Source organism: Xanthomonas sp. NCPPB 2586 (assembly GCF_041475775.2).
GTDB lineage: Bacteria > Pseudomonadota > Gammaproteobacteria > Xanthomonadales > Xanthomonadaceae > Xanthomonas > Xanthomonas campestris.
This window is the reverse complement of record NZ_CM192981.1, coordinates 2,326,086-2,338,926: the sequence shown is the minus strand read 5'-3', so window position 1 is coordinate 2,338,926 and position 12,841 is coordinate 2,326,086. Positions and strand designations below refer to the sequence as shown.

The following is a 12,841-nucleotide window of genomic DNA, read 5'->3' as shown; positions in this document are numbered from 1 at the left end:
GCTCCGCGAGCAATTGTCATACCGAGAGCCATCGCCATCGCATGAACGTCGTCGCCCGCTGGTTCCACCACGTTGCTTCCCCGCCGATCTTCGACCGTTTTACCGCGCGCTGGGCGCCGTGGTGCTATGCGCTGGCGGCGGTATTGCTGGGCATCGGCATCTGGCAGGCATTATTCGCGGTGCCGGCCGACTACCAGCAGGGCGACAGCTTCCGCATCCTGTATATCCACGTGCCCAGCGCATGGATGAGCCTGTTCGTGTTCGGGCTGATGGCGCTGTACGCGGCCATCGCGCTGATCTGGCGCATCAAGGTGTGCGAGATCCTGGCCATGGCCTGCGCGCCGATCGGCGCCGCCTTTACCGTGATCACCCTGCTCACCGGCAGCATCTGGGGCAAGCCGATGTGGGGCGCCTGGTGGGACTGGGACCCGCGCCTGACCACCGAATTGATCCTGCTGTTTCTGTACCTGGGCGTGATCGGGCTGTATCACGCCATCGACGACCGCCGTCAGGCCGCGCGGGCCGCGAGCCTGCTGGCAATCGTCGGCGTTGCGTTGCTGCCGGTGATCCGCTATTCGGTGGTGTGGTGGAATTCGCTGCACCAGGGCCAGAGCATCCGTCTGCTGGGCCCGTCCAGTATCGATGCCAGCATGTTGTTGCCGCTGTGGCTGATGGTGATCGGCACCAAGTTCTGGTTTGCCGGCTCGCTGCTCACGCGGGCGCGTGCCGACAACCTGCGCCGCGAAGCCGGCAAGGCGTGGATCGTGCGCGATGCGGAGGGCACGGCATGAATTATCTGCCCTATGTGATTGCGGCCTACGCGGTGTTCGCGCTGGTGCTGCTTTGGGATTTGATCGCCGGCCGCTGGCAGGTGCGCAAAGCATTGAAGGTGGCCCGCGCACGGCGCCTGCGCGAGCGCAAGCGCACCCTGCCCACCGATGTGGAGCTGACCCGATGAACCCGCAACGTCGCCGCCGTCTGTGGCTGGTGCTGGCGCTGGTGCTGGCCGGTGGCCTGGCGACCACGCTGGTGGCCATGGCCCTGCAGCGCAACGTCGCCTATCTGTACACGCCGGCCGAGGTGTTGCGCGGCGAAGCCGGGGAGCATGCGCGTTTCCGGTTGGGCGGCATGGTGGAAAAAGGCTCGTTCCGGCGCGAAGCTGGCTCGCTGGAAGCGCACTTCCGCGTCACCGACGGCGACGCGCAATTGCCGGTGCGCTATGACCGCATCCTTCCCGACCTGTTCCGCGAGGGCCAGGCGGTGGTGGCCACCGGCCGCATGCAGCAAGGTGTGTTCGTGGCCGAGGACGTGCTGGCCAAGCATGATGAGACCTACATGCCCAAGGAAGTCGCCGACAAGATGGGCAGTGCGCATCGCAAGCACCAGGTCGCGCCGGCCAAGGTGACCCAGTGACGGTGACCTCCCCGGCCGAACGCGACGCTGTTATCAACACGACCGTGGCATACAGCCAGACGCCACCGCACAGGCGCGATAGCGGCGCGGTGTCGCCCGCCATCACACATGGCCCCGGAAACAGGCAGGCCGATGCTGCCTGAACTCGGTACCTTCCTGCTGGTGCTGGCGCTGCTGGTGGCGCTGGTGCAGGCCGTCGTGCCGCTGGCCGGCGCGCAGCGCGGGCGCAGTGCCTGGATGGCGGTTGCCCGCCCCGCCGCATTGGTGCAACTGGCACTGATCGCTGCGGCATTCGCGGTGTTAACGCACGCCTTCCTGGTGCAGGATTTCTCGGTGCGCTACGTGGCCGAGAACTCCAACTCGCTGCTGCCGTTGATCTATCGCTATTCGGCGGTCTGGGGCGCGCACGAAGGCTCGTTGCTGCTGTGGACGCTGGTGCTGGCGCTGTGGACGGGCGCGGTGGCGATCTGGTCGCGGCAGTTGCCCGCCCAGGTGATCGCACGCGTGCTGGGCGTGATGGCGCTGGTGAGCATCGGCTTCCTGGCGTTCCTGTTGTTCACCTCCAATCCGTTCGCGCGGTTGATGCCGGTGCCGCTGGAAGGCGCCGACCTCAATCCGCTGCTGCAGGACCCGGGCCTGATCATCCATCCGCCGATGCTTTATTGCGGGTATGTGGGCTTTGCGGTGCCGTTCGCGTTCGCCATTGCCGCGCTGCTGGAAGGCCGCATGGACGCACGCTGGCTGCGCTGGACTCGGCCATGGACCAACATCGCCTGGTCGATGCTTACCGTGGGCATCGCGCTGGGCAGCTGGTGGGCGTATTACGAACTGGGCTGGGGTGGCTGGTGGTTCTGGGACCCGGTGGAAAATGCCAGCTTCATGCCGTGGCTGGTCGGCACTGCGCTGCTGCACTCGCAGGCGGTCACCGAAAAACGCGGCAGCTTCGCCAGCTGGACGCTGCTGCTGGCGATCGCCGCCTTCGCGCTGTCGCTGCTGGGCACCTTCCTGGTGCGTTCGGGTGTGCTGACCAGCGTGCATTCGTTTGCGGCCGATCCCTCGCGCGGCGTGTTCATCCTGGTGTTCCTGCTGAGCGTGGTCGGCGGCTCGTTGCTGCTGTATGTGCTGCGCGCGCCGCAGTTGTCGCAGGGCGATGACCCGCGCCGGGCCTTTGCCGGCAGCTCACGCGAAACGCTGCTGCTATTGAACAACCTGCTGCTGGCCTGCGCCTGCGCCATGGTGCTGCTGGGCACGCTGTACCCGCTGCTGGCCGATGCGCTGGGCCTGGGCAAACTGTCGGTTGGCCCGCCCTACTTCGGCACGTTGTTTCTGGTGCTGATGGCGCCGCTGGTGGCGCTGCTGCCGTTCGGGCCGCTAACCCGCTGGCAGCGCGACCAACCCTCGCGTCCGCTGGCGATGCTCGCGCCCTGGGCCGCGCTGGCCGTCGTGCTCGGGGTGCTGGCCTGGTTCGCCGCACCGCAGGGCCAGCTGAAAGCGGCACTCGGCGTGGCGGGAGCGGCCTGGGTGGTGCTGGGCACGCTGCGTTTTTTGTGGACGCGCCGCGCTGCCAAGGGGCGCAAGTTCACCGCCGAGATGCTCGGCATGGCGCTGGCGCATACGGGCGTTGCTGTGTTCCTGGCCGGTGCCTTGCTGGTGGAATCGCTCAGCCTGCAGCGCGAAGTCGCGCTGGCACCCGGCCAGCAGATGGAGATCGGCAGCTACGCACTGCATTTCGACGGGCTGGAAGAAGTGCGCGGGCCGAACTACGTCTCCGACCGCGCCACCTTGCAGGTGTTCAAGGACGACGCCGCAGTGGGCACGCTGCATGCCGAAAAACGCCGCTACGCCAGTGGCGGACAGACCCTGACCGAGGCGGCGATCCGCCCGGGCCCGTTTGGCGATCTTTACGTCGCCCTGGGCGAACCGCTGGGCAATCAGGCCTGGGCGGTGCGTGTGCATCTCAAACCGTTTGTCCGCTGGATCTGGCTGGGAGCGCTGCTGATGGCGCTCGGTGGCTTGGTCACCGCGGCCGACCGGCGTTTCCGTCGTTCTCCGGAGTCCCTAAATGTCTGACCCCCGCACCTCCCGCCTGCCCACCGCCGTGCTTGTGGGAGCGGGCATCCTGCTGCTCGCGCTGGCGGCGTTGCTGGTCTACGCCGTGGTGCGTTCGGGCAATGACGACCGCGACGCCCTGCCGTCGGCACTGATCGGCAAGCCGGCGCCGGAGTTCGCGCTGCCCTTGCTGCACGACCCCAGCATCATCGTGCATGCGCGCGAACTGCGCGGTGCGCCTTACATCATCAACGTGTGGGGCAGCTGGTGCCCCGCCTGCCGCGAAGAACATCCGGTGCTGAGCCGTTTCGCACTGACCAAGCGCGTGCGCGTGATCGGCTACAACTGGAAGGACGAGCGCGCCGATGCCTTGCGCTGGCTCGAACAACTGGGCAACCCGTATCTGCTGGTGGTCGCCGACACCGATGGCCGCACCGCGATCGACTTCGGCATTGCCGCCGCACCGGAAACCTTCCTGGTCGACGGCCGCGGCGTGGTGCGCTGGAAGTACAGCGGCATGCTGACCCAGTCCATCATCGACACGCAGCTGATTCCGGCGCTGAGCAAGATCGAGCGCTCGCCCAGCGCCGCGCCGGACCTGCACACCGCCCGATGACACGCGCCTGGCTACTCGCGTTGTTGCTGTGGCCCTGGCTGGCATTGGCCCAGCCAATGGGCGACCCCTCGCCGCTGCAGTACCGCTCAGCCGCCGAGGAAGCGCGCTTTCATGCGCTCACCGCCGAGCTGCGTTGCGTGCAATGCCAGAACCAGTCGCTGGCCGATTCCAACGCGCAAATTGCGCAGGACCTCCGCCGCGAAGTGCTGGCGCTGATGCACGAAGGCCGCAGCGACGCGCAGATCCGTCAGTTTCTGGTAGCCCGTTACGGTGAGTTCGTGCTGTACCGGCCGCAGGTCGAATCGCGCACCTGGCTGCTGTGGTTCGGCCCGTTGCTGGTGCTACTGCTCGGCGGCACGGCGGTGGCGCTGGTGGTGCGGCGGCGCAGTGCGGCAGCGCCCACCACCAGCGTCGACGAGCAGGAGTGGTGATGGCGATCTTTGTCGCGTGCATCGTGGTGCTGGCGGTACTGGCTTTCGGCCTGGTGCTACGCCCGCTGTGGCGTGAGGCGCGCGGCTTGGCCGGCGCGCTGGTGGTGTTGCTGCTGGCGGCCAGCGCCGCGCTTTACTGGCTGGTTGGCACGCCGGAGGCGATCGAGCAGACCGCCGACCGCCCGGCCACGCCACGCACATTGGACGAGGCCATCGTGCAACTGCGCACTGCCCTGGCGCGCAACCCAGACCAGGCCGAAGGCTGGGTGCTGCTGGGGCGGTCACTGTCCAGCCAGGAGAAGTTCGCCGAAGCGCGCGATGCATTTGCCCGTGCCGTGGCGCTGCGCCCGGACGAGCCGGATGTATTGGTGGCCGCCGCGCAGACGCGCATGCTCGCCGACGACACGCCGCAGCCGGATCACGAGGCGCAACGCCTGCTCGAACATGCGCTTGCGGTGCAGCCCGAACACGAGCGTGCGCGTTGGTTCCTGGGCGTGGTGCAACGCCAGGCCGGGCAGCCCGCCGCGGCCAGCGCTACCTGGCTACCGCTGCTGGAGGTGGTAGACCCCAAGACCCGCCCCGGGCTGCTGGAACAGATCAATGCCGCGCGCCGCGAGGCCAAGCTGGAGCCGATCCAGGCCACCGCACCGGCAACTGCCACGGCCGGCACAGGCAAGGCCATTCGCGTGCGAGTGGTGCTGGACGCCGAGTTCGCCAAGCGTGCCGGCTTGCCCGCCGACACCAGTGTGTTCGTGATTGCACGCTCCGCCGACACCCCGATGCCGGTAGCGGTGGAAAAACACCCGCTCAGCGCGCTGCCGTTGACCGTCACCCTGGATGATGGCGACAGCCCGATGCCCACGCGCACGCTGTCGTCGCTGGACAAGGTGCAACTGGTGGCCCGGCTCTCGCGCAGCGGCAATGCGATGCGCCAGAGCGATGACGTGGAAAGCACGCCGGTGACGGTGCAGTTGCCCACCGATGCGCAGGTGGAGCTGGTCATCGGCCGCTGAGTGCTGCGCGCTTGTAAGCGCATAGCACTCCGGGCGCGCGCGGAAACACTTCGGAATTCAGAGCAGCTATCAAAACGACTGCGCAGCCGCCAGGCGGGCGCGGCCGGTGCTCGGAATCCTCATGTACCCACGTACACTCCGGTTCCTCCGCGCCATCAGCAACCACCTGACCACTGCTCGCTACGTTTTGTTAGCCGCTCTAAAGCGATCACATCGCCGGAAACAGGCACCTCCAACGCGGCGCACTGCCCACGCCCTCACACCGCGACAGCGCGTGCCAACCGTGCGCACGCCGGCCCCCGCCATGCCGGATAGAATCACGCGATGACCGAATTCATTCCCACCGGTACCCGCTTCCACGCCCTGCCCTCGCCGTTGCCGATGAAACGCGGCGGTGTGCTGCATCAGGCCAGGGTGGCCTATGAAACCTGGGGCACGCTGGACGCGGACCACGGCAATGCCGTGTTGATCGTCACCGGCCTGTCGCCCAATGCCCACGCCGCAGCCAATGCCGACAACCCCGAGCCCGGTTGGTGGGAAGCGATGGTGGGCCCGGGCAAGCCGATCGACACCGATCGCTGGTTCGTGGTGTGCGTCAACTCGTTGGGCAGTTGCAAGGGCTCCACCGGCCCGGCTTCGATCGACCCGGCCACCGGCGTCCCCTACCGGCTGTCGTTCCCAGAATTGTCCATCGAAGATGTCGCCGATGCCGCAGCCGATGTGGTACGTGCGCTGGGCATCGCGCAGCTGGCCTGCCTGATTGGCAACTCGATGGGCGGCATGACCGCGTTGGCGTTGCTGCTGCGCCACCCGGGCATCGCGCGCAGCCACATCAATATCTCCGGCAGCGCGCAGGCGTTGCCGTTTTCGATCGCCATCCGCTCGCTGCAGCGCGAAGCGATCCGCCTGGATCCGCACTGGAACGGCGGCCACTACGACGATGTGCAGTACCCGGAATCGGGCATGCGCATGGCGCGCAAGCTGGGCGTGATCACCTATCGCTCGGCGCTGGAATGGGATGGCCGTTTCGGCCGCGTGCGGCTGGATTCCGAACAGACTGCCGATGATCCATTCGGGCTCGAATTCCAGGTCGAAAGCTATCTCGAAGGCCATGCACGCCGCTTCGTGCGCTTCTTCGACCCCAACTGTTATCTGTATCTAAGCCGCTCGATGGACTGGTTCGATCTGGCCGAATACGCACCGGACACACGCGCCGACGCCGCAGCGCCAGAATCCGGCGTACTGGCCGGGCTGGCGCAGATCCGCATCGCGCGCGCACTGGCGATCGGCGCCAACACCGACATCCTGTTCCCGGTGCAGCAGCAGGAACAGATTGCCGAAGGCCTGCGTGCTGGCGGTGCCGATGCACAGTTCCTGGGCCTGGATTCTCCGCAGGGCCACGACGCCTTCCTGGTGGATTTCGCCCGCTTCGGCCCAGCGGTGCGGGCCTTTCTTGCAGACAGCTGAGCCGCTCATGGGGGGGATCGATGCGTTATCAGGGGCGTCTGAGCGATTGGGATGACCACAAGGGCTTCGGGTTCGTCGTGCCGCATGGCGGTGGCGAACGTGCATTCGTGCATATCGGCGCATTTGGGCCGCAGCGGCGGCGGCCCTGCAATGGCGATGTGCTCACCTACGCTGTGCAGCGCGATGCACACGCGCGGCTGAAGGCCACCCAGGTGCTGGGCAGACCGCAGCACCCAGGCCAGGACCCGGCAACGCGGCAGCGGCTTGCCGCGCAAGTTCATTGCGGTGATGTTCCTGGGCGCGATCGCCGCCGCCGTCGTGCTGCAGCGGCTGCCGTTGCTGGTGCTGCTCTGGTATGCGACCGCCAGTGGGGTGGCCGTGCTGGCCTACGCCATCGACAAGTCTGCGGCGCAACGCAACCAATGGCGGACGCCGGAGGCCACCTTGCACCTGATCGGCGTGCTGGGCGGTTGGCCTGGCGCGCTGCTGGCGCAGGAATGGTTTCGCCATAAATGCAGCAAGGCCGCGTTCCAGCTGACGTTCTGGATCACCGCCGGGTTGAATGTCGGCCTGTTGCTGTGGGCCTGGCTGCAGCCGGGGCTGATGGCTACGCTCCGGGCGGTGCTGGACTGAGCGCGGCACCGTGAATGCGAGACGCACCGGGACAGGTGCGTCTCGCTCAGGGCAGCGCTTCCAACACCCCGTCCCGCATCCGGTAGCGCCGCTGCACCACGCCGTCGGGCACGCTGTCGTGGGTGATCATCACCAGGCTGCGCTGGCCGAGGGCGGCGGCCAGGTCAATCAACAGCGCATGTGCGGTATCCACGTCCAGGCCGTCGGTGGGTTCGTCCAGCAGCAGGATCTGCGCATCGCGCAACAGCGCGCGTGCCAAAGCGAGCCGGCGGGCCTGGCCAGCCGAAAGCGTGGCGCCGTTTTCGCCCACCCAGGTCTCCAGGCCGTTCTGGGCGGTGGCCCAGTCGCGCAGGCGCACCTGATCGAGCACGGCCCATAGCGCGGCATCGCTGGCAGCGGCATCGCCGATGGCCAGGTTCTCGCGCACCGTGCCGGCAAACACCGGCGCGTTCTGCGGCAGCCAGGCGATGCGTTGGTGCCACTGCGCCTGCGCGAACGCACGCAGCGCGATGCCGGCGTAGTCCACCTGCCCGTCCTGCGGGTCCCATAGCCGCAGCAGCAGGGCCGACAGCGTGCTCTTGCCGCTGCCGCTATCGCCGCTGATGGCGATGCGCTCGCCCGGGCCCAGCCGCAGGTCCACCGCCTGCAGCACCGGCCGTGCGGCCCCCGGCCAGGCGAAACGCACCTGGCGCAGTTCCAGCACCCCACTGGGCGGCACCGCGACTGGCTGCAGCGGGTCCTGCACCGAAGGCGCCTGGTCCACGATCGCCTGCAGGCGCTGCCCGGCCACGCGCGCACTCTGCAGCGCCTGCAACGCCAGGCCGGCACCGGCCCACACCTCCAGCAAGGCCATGGTCAGGAACACCAGGCCGGCTGCCATCGCGGCGTCGATCAGGTCGCGCTCGGCCGCATCCAGCGCCAGCCACAGCATGCCCGCCAGGCCGATGCCACCGCAGAGCGCATGCAGCAGATTGCCGCCGATCAGGTGCCGCCGCTGGCTGCGGTCGCCCTGAGCCAAGGCCGTGGCGGCGGTGTCGATGCGGGTGATCCAGGTGCCTTGTGCCTCCACCGCGGCCAGATCCGCCGCGCCCTCCAGGCCCTCGAACGCCTGCGTGCGCAAGGCGGCGCGCTGCTGTGTGCGGCGCAGCTCGCGCGCGGCGCCGCCACGTGCCACCTGCCACGGTACCAGCACGCCGATCAGCAGCCCCAGCACCACCAGCAGCCCTGCAGCCGGCGGGTAGATCACCGAGGCGGCGGCCACGCCGGCGCACCACACACCCAGTAATGCAGACAGCGGTGCCAGCGCGCGCACGCTGACGCCATCGACCTCGCCGATATCGGACATCAGCCGCGCCAGCAGGTCACCGGTGCGTGTGGCCGACAGGCGTCCGGGTGCGAGCGGCAAGGCGCGACGGAAGAACCACACCCGCGCATCGCGCGCAATGCGCAAGGTGGCGTCGTGGCCGATGAGTTTCTCGCCGTAGCGCGACACGATCCGCGCGAACGTCAGCGCCCGGATCCCGGCCGAGGGCGAAAAGAAATTGAAGCCCGAGCCCAGCCCAGCAACACCGGCCAGGGCCGCGGCGGTGAGAAACCCGCCAGACAGGCTGAGCAAGCCAACGCCCGCCAACGCGGTAACCAGTACCAGCACGGCCGACACCAGCAACCGCCACAGGTGGCGGGCAAACACATCGCGCAGGCGATCGGGTGCCGGGTGCCTCATGGCTGCTCCATCGCCACGCGCGCGCCGCGCAGATCGATCACCGTGTCGGCCCACTGCATCACCGCGGCGCTGTGCGTGGCCAGCACCACGGCGCGTCCACGCGCGAACAGCGCAAGGCTGCGCAGCAGGTCGGCCTCGGTGTCGGGATCGAGAAAGGCCGTGGGTTCGTCCAGCAACAGCACATCGGGCTCCCGCAACAGCAGCCGTGCCAAGGCCACGCGCCGGGCTTCGCCACCGGATAACCCGAAGCCGCGCTCGCCGATCACCGTGTCCAGCCCGTCCGGCAGGTGCGTGGCAAACCGCAGCACCTGCGCCGCGTCGGCCACCGCGCGCAGGCGGGCGTCGTTGGCCTGTGGATCGGCCAGGCGCAGGTTGTCGGCGATGCTGCCGTGGAACAGGTAGGGCCGCTGCGGTGCATAGCCGATGCGCACGCCAGGCCGCACGGCCAGGCTGCCGCCCTCCAACTCCAGCCAGCCGGCCAGGCCTTCCAACAGCGTGCTCTTGCCGCTGCCGCTGGGGCCAACCAGTGCGACACGCTGGCCGGCCTCCAGCGCCAGCGAAAAATCGCGCACGACCTGCACCGGCGAACCGGGCGGACGCACTGCCAGCCCACGTGCCTGCAGCAACGGTGCGTGCGACTGTGCCGGTTCCAGCGGCCTCGCCGGCACTGCCGGCACCCGCACCGCCACTGCAGGCGGTGCAAAGCCGTGCAGCAGGCGCTCGGCTTCGGACACCGCGGCCAACGCGTTGGCGCGATCGTGGTAATGCGCGGCCAGCCGCCGCAGGGGCGCAAAGAATTCCGGCGCCAGCAGCAGGCAGAACATGCCCGTGCCCAGGCTCGGCAGCCCGTGCAGATCCAGCATGCCCAGGTAGCTCAACCCGAAATACAGCGCCACGATCGCCACGCTCACCGAGGCGAAGAATTCCAGCACGGTGGAGGACAGGAACGCGATGCGCAGCACTTTCAGCGAGCGTTCGCGCACGCCGTCGGCGGCTGCAGCAATGCCGCCCAATTCGGCCTCGCCACGGCCGTACACCCGCAGCAGGCCCAGGCCCTTGAGGCGGTCGGCAAAGTGCCCACCCATCCGCGCCAACTCGCCCAGTTGCTCGCGGCCGGCGGCTTCGGCGCCCCACCCCACCAGCATCATGAAAAACGGAATCAGCGGCGCGGTGAGCAACAGCACCAGGCCCACCACCCAATCCACCGAGAACACCGCCAGCAGGATCAGCCCCGGCACCACCAGCATTTCGGTGCGCGCCAGCTGGTAACCGACGAAATAGCCTTCCAGCGCGTCGCTATGCGCCAGGCTCAGTTCACCGAGTTCACCGCTGCGCTGGCGGCGCAACCACACCGGGCCGTGTTCGAGCAGGCGCCGTGCAATACGCAGGCGCAAGGCGTGTTTGGCGACATCGGCCACCTCGCCGGCCAGCGATTGCGCCCATGCGCCACACAGCGCGCGACCGATCGCCGCACCCAGCAGGCCCAGGCCGAAATGGCCCAGCTCCGCCAGTGGCCGATGCTGCACCAGCACGGCCTGGATCAGCCAGGCGATGGCGGCGGACTGCAGCAGCAACAACACGCCCGAAATCGTCACCGCCACGCCCGCCAGACGCCGCGCGCGCGTGGCCGGTGCGGCCAGCGCGTCCAGCCATTGGCCGCGCTGGCGGCGCTGCGCGGGCGTTTCGCTGGCTGGCACGCTGGGCTGGCTCACATCGCTCTCGGAAGACATCGCGGCGGATCGCAATTGTAAGTCGCCATCCCACGGCTGCGGGTTGGACAGTCTGACGCACCCATCGGTGGCCGCCTTGATTTGGATCAACGCGCCGGGCGCGGCAGGGGCAGATCATCCGCTGTGTTCCTACTGACACTCAACCAGGTCCACCCTGCCATGATCGACTCGACAGTCGTTGAACTGTCGCGGCTGCAGTTCGCACTGACCGCGATGTACCACTTTCTCTTCGTCCCGCTGACCCTGGGGCTCTCTTTCATGATTGCGATCATGGAGAGCGTCTATGTCATGACCGGCAAGGACGTCTGGCGCCGCATGACGCTGTTCTGGGGCGTGCTGTTCGGCATCAATTTCGCCATGGGTGTCGGCACCGGCATCGTGATGGAGTTCCAGTTCGGCATGAACTGGTCGTACTACAGCCACTATGTCGGCGACATCTTCGGCGCGCCGCTGGCGATCGAAGGCCTGATGGCGTTCTTCCTGGAAGCGACCTTCATCGGCCTGTTCTTTTTCGGCTGGAGCCGGCTCTCGCGCGTGCAGCACCTCACGGTGACCTGGCTGATGGCGCTGGGCACCAACCTGTCGGCGCTGTGGATCCTGATCGCCAACGGCTGGATGCAGAACCCCACCGGTGCGGTGTTCAACCCGGACACCATGCGCATGGAAGTGGTGGACTTCATGGCGGTGCTGTTCAACCCGGTGGCGCAGGCCAAGTTCGTGCACACGGTGAGCGCGGGCTATGTCACCGGCGCAATGTTCGTGATGTCGATCAGTGCGTTGTTCCTGCTGCGCGGCACGCACCGCGAGCTGGCCCGGCGCTCGTTCGCGGTGGCTGCGGCGTTCGGCCTGTTCTCGGCGCTGTCGGTGGTGGTGCTCGGCGATGAGAGCGGCTATGCCGCCAACGAGCATCAGAAGATGAAGCTGGCCGCCATCGAGGCGATGTGGGAGACCGAAGCCGCACCGGCCAACTTCACCGCGTTCGGTATTCCCAACCAGACCACACACCGCAACGATTACGCGATCCAGCTGCCCTACCTGATGGGGCTGGTGGCCACGCGCTCGCTGGACCAGCAGATCCCCGGCATCCTGGATCTGGTCAAGCGTGCCGAACACCGCATCCGCGGCGGGCAGATCGCCTACGGTGCATTGCAACGCCTGCGTGCCGACAAGCACGACGTTGAAGCACGCAAGGTGTTCGATGCGCATTGGCAGGATCTGGGTCACGGGCTGCTGCTCAAGCGCTATCGCGATGACATCGGCAACGCCACGCCAGAGCAGATTGCACAAGCCGCAATGGACACCGTGCCGCGCGTCTTGCCGCTGTTCTGGACGTTCCGGGTGATGGCGGCACTGGGCTTCTATCTGATCGCCTTCTTCGCCGCCGCGTTCTGGTTCTCGTGCAAGCACACTTTCGAAGACAAGCGCTGGTTCCTGACGGTGGCGCTGTGGTCATTGCCGGCACCGTGGATCGCCATCGAATGCGGCTGGTTCGTGGCCGAGTACGGCCGCCAGCCGTGGGCGGTGGAAGGCGTGCTGCCCACGTTCTATGCCGCCTCCGGTCTTGCCTTGCATCAGATCCTGCTCTCGCTGGGCGGCTTCGTGGCGCTGTACACGGTGCTGCTGATCATCGAGATCAAGCTGATGCTCAACGCCATCCGCAAAGGCCCGGACGCGTTCTTTCCCGCCTTGCGTGACACCACCTCCCCTGCCCCCACGCATGCCGGCGATGCGCTGGCTGGCGCTCAACCGTAACGGTCGGAGACACC

Annotated in this window: 11 protein-coding genes, 1 other RNA gene and 1 pseudogene; 11 read left to right on the top strand and 2 right to left on the bottom strand. The window is 67.7% G+C overall.

Going from position 1 to position 12,841, the window contains the following annotated elements; genetic code table 11:
- Positions 1–41: 41 nt before the first annotated feature.
- From ACCQ09_RS09990 to ACCQ09_RS09945, 10 genes and pseudogenes are all read left to right on the top strand, one after another.
- Positions 42–791, top strand: coding sequence for a heme ABC transporter permease (locus ACCQ09_RS09990; RefSeq protein WP_011037366.1), 750 nt, complete (start codon positions 42–44; stop codon positions 789–791).
- Positions 788–958, top strand: coding sequence for a heme exporter protein CcmD (locus tag ACCQ09_RS09985; RefSeq protein WP_012438189.1), 171 nt, complete (start codon positions 788–790; stop codon positions 956–958). The genes ACCQ09_RS09990 and ACCQ09_RS09985 overlap by 4 nt, the downstream gene beginning before the upstream one ends.
- A complete protein-coding gene (gene ccmE, locus ACCQ09_RS09980) occupies positions 955–1,413 on the top strand; it encodes a cytochrome c maturation protein CcmE (RefSeq protein ID WP_011037368.1) in 459 nt (152 codons plus the stop codon). The genes ACCQ09_RS09985 and ccmE overlap by 4 nt, the downstream gene beginning before the upstream one ends.
- A gap of 132 nt (positions 1,414–1,545) precedes the next feature.
- Entirely contained in the window at positions 1,546–3,483 is a 1,938-nt protein-coding gene (locus tag ACCQ09_RS09975) for a heme lyase CcmF/NrfE family subunit (protein ID WP_040941233.1), read from the top strand.
- A complete protein-coding gene (locus ACCQ09_RS09970) occupies positions 3,476–4,078 on the top strand; it encodes a DsbE family thiol:disulfide interchange protein (RefSeq protein ID WP_014507915.1) in 603 nt (200 codons plus the stop codon). The genes ACCQ09_RS09975 and ACCQ09_RS09970 overlap by 8 nt, the downstream gene beginning before the upstream one ends.
- Positions 4,075–4,509: a cytochrome c-type biogenesis protein gene (locus tag ACCQ09_RS09965; protein ID WP_040941232.1), complete on the top strand. Its 435-nt coding sequence runs from the start codon at positions 4,075–4,077 to the stop codon at positions 4,507–4,509. Before ACCQ09_RS09970 ends, ACCQ09_RS09965 begins: the two co-directional genes overlap by 4 nt.
- A complete protein-coding gene (locus ACCQ09_RS09960) occupies positions 4,509–5,522 on the top strand; it encodes a tetratricopeptide repeat protein (protein WP_040941231.1) in 1,014 nt (337 codons plus the stop codon). The genes ACCQ09_RS09965 and ACCQ09_RS09960 overlap by 1 nt, the downstream gene beginning before the upstream one ends.
- A 121-nt stretch (positions 5,523–5,643) precedes the next feature.
- A non-coding RNA gene (locus ACCQ09_RS09955) (sX9 sRNA) lies at positions 5,644–5,718 on the top strand.
- Between the two features lie 128 nt (positions 5,719–5,846).
- The gene (gene metX / locus ACCQ09_RS09950) at positions 5,847–6,989 is read left to right on the top strand and encodes a homoserine O-acetyltransferase MetX (protein ID WP_040941230.1); all 1,143 of its coding nucleotides are present in this window, start codon (positions 5,847–5,849) and stop codon (positions 6,987–6,989) included.
- Positions 6,990–7,009: 20 nt separating this feature from the next.
- Positions 7,010–7,622, top strand: a pseudogene (locus ACCQ09_RS09945) (DUF1294 domain-containing protein).
- A gap of 46 nt (positions 7,623–7,668) precedes the next feature.
- Here the strand turns inward: ACCQ09_RS09945 and cydC are convergent.
- Together cydC and cydD are read right to left on the bottom strand one after the other, a co-directional pair.
- A complete protein-coding gene (cydC, locus tag ACCQ09_RS09940; RefSeq protein ID WP_040941229.1) occupies positions 7,669–9,345 on the bottom strand; it encodes a thiol reductant ABC exporter subunit CydC in 1,677 nt (558 codons plus the stop codon).
- Positions 9,342–11,075, bottom strand: a complete 1,734-nt coding sequence (gene cydD, locus ACCQ09_RS09935) for a thiol reductant ABC exporter subunit CydD (protein WP_040941228.1) — start codon at positions 11,073–11,075, stop codon at positions 9,342–9,344. The genes cydC and cydD overlap by 4 nt, the downstream gene beginning before the upstream one ends.
- Before the next feature lie 159 nt (positions 11,076–11,234).
- Here cydD and ACCQ09_RS09930 point away from each other — a divergent pair, with 159 nt between their 5' ends.
- On the top strand, positions 11,235–12,827 hold the full coding sequence (locus ACCQ09_RS09930) for a cytochrome ubiquinol oxidase subunit I (protein ID WP_040941227.1): 1,593 nt from the start codon (positions 11,235–11,237) through the stop codon (positions 12,825–12,827).
- The last annotated feature ends 14 nt before the right edge of the window (positions 12,828–12,841 follow it).